Origin of the sequence: Candidatus Symbiopectobacterium sp. (assembly GCF_020054415.1) — a bacterium.
GTDB lineage: Bacteria > Pseudomonadota > Gammaproteobacteria > Enterobacterales > Enterobacteriaceae > Symbiopectobacterium.
Genome location: NZ_JAHWCO010000197.1, coordinates 1 through 1,575, shown reverse-complemented (window position 1 = coordinate 1,575; position 1,575 = coordinate 1). Strand labels below are relative to the sequence as shown.

The following is a 1,575-nucleotide window of genomic DNA, read 5'->3' as shown; positions in this document are numbered from 1 at the left end:
GTGGGTGAAGCCATGGCCATGGTCAAAGCGCTTAACCGGATCACGCTATTAGGAATGCCGAACAGTATTCGCATCACGTAACAATCGACCCGTATGGGGCGCAGTCGTTACAAGTTCTGATTTATTCAACAAAGCCAAGTAGCATTTCACTTCACTAAAGCAGGTACAGTTATACCTGTTTCAAATGGGTTTATCTTAATGATAGATATATAAAAAATGTAACAAGATTACGCACCTGTCAGCGATCTCCAAAGAGGGTACTCCGTAGCGGTAAGTGTAGGAGGGGATAACCATTATGTTTCAACCAAATGTCACTCGCTCTGACTTTGCAGTAGTATCAAAGCCGTTTTTTGTTACTTTGAATCTGTGATGATTGTAAAATGTACAACTTTAGTTATTACAACCCAACACGCATCGTGTTTGGTCAGGGAAGAATTGCAGAGATTAATCAACACATTCCCGTCAATGCGCGGGTGCTGATTACCTACGGCGGGCAAAGTGCGGAAAAATACGGCACGCTTGCCGAAGTCAGGCAAGCACTTGGTGAGCGTTACGTTGTGGAGTTCGGCGGGATTGAAGCCAATCCCCACTACGAAACCTTGATGAAGGCCACACGGTTAGCAAAAGAGAACAATGTCGATTATCTACTGGCTGTGGGTGGCGGTTCGGTAGTAGATGGTACCAAATTCATTGCTGCCGCCTATTACCATGAAAATGTGTGGGATCATTGGGTTAATAAAACACCACTCACTCAGGCACTGCCCATGGGCTGCGTCATGACCTTACCCGCCACAGGTTCGGAGACGAATGCCACGTCGGTGGTCTCCCACGTTGCATCAGGCGCTAAAGTAGGTTTTAACCATCAACTGCTTTTCCCCCAGTTTGCGGTTCTCGATCCTGAGAAATCCTATACCCTGCCCGCTCGGCAAGTCGCTAACGGCGTGGTAGATGCCTTTGTCCACGTTATCTAGCAATATCTAACCCTCCCCGTCTATGGCAAAGTGCAAGACCGCTTCGCTGAAGGGTTACTGCTAACACTGTTGGAAGAAGGTCCTAAAGCGCTTACGCAGCCTGAAAATTACGATGTGCGGGCCACGCGCCACGTTGGCGTTAAACGAGCTTATCGGCGCAGGTGTGCCACAAGACTGGGCTACGCACCGTATCGGCCATCAGCTCACCTCGCTGTACGGCTTAGACCATGCACAAACGCTCGCCGTATTACCTCCTTCTTTATTATATGTACAGCGCAATAATAAGCATGAGAATCTTTTGCAATATGCCACGCGCATCTGGCAAATAACCGAGGGTGATGAGGAGACCCGCATTTCCCAAACGATTGCAAAAACGCGCGATTTCTTTGAACACATGGGTATCAAAACCCGCATGCGCGATTATGGATTACCACCGGATGCGGTGGAGGCGATAATCCACAATGGCTTTGTTGAATAAATCAGAACTTGTACGACTGCGCCCCATGCGGGTCGATTGTTACGTGATGCGAATACTGTTCGGCATTCCTAATAGCGTGATCCGGTTAAGCGCTTTGACCATGGCCATGGCTTCACCCACCTGAGC

Annotated in this window: 1 protein-coding gene and 2 pseudogenes; all 3 read left to right on the top strand. The window is 48.6% G+C overall.

The annotated features are described in order from the left end of the window. Window positions 1–81: pseudogene (locus tag QZ506_RS05780) on the top strand (lipoprotein); the annotation flags it as partial. A 299-nt stretch (window positions 82–380) separates the two neighbouring features. Then, a pseudogene (locus tag QZ506_RS05775) lies at window positions 381–1,428 on the top strand (iron-containing alcohol dehydrogenase); the annotation flags it as partial. Window positions 1,429–1,432: 4 nt separating this feature from the next. Beyond that, window positions 1,433–1,573 carry a hypothetical protein gene (locus QZ506_RS05770; protein WP_291969696.1) on the top strand — a complete coding sequence of 47 codons (141 nt, stop codon included), beginning with the start codon at window positions 1,433–1,435 and terminating at the stop codon, window positions 1,571–1,573. The last annotated feature ends 2 nt before the right edge of the window (window positions 1,574–1,575 follow it).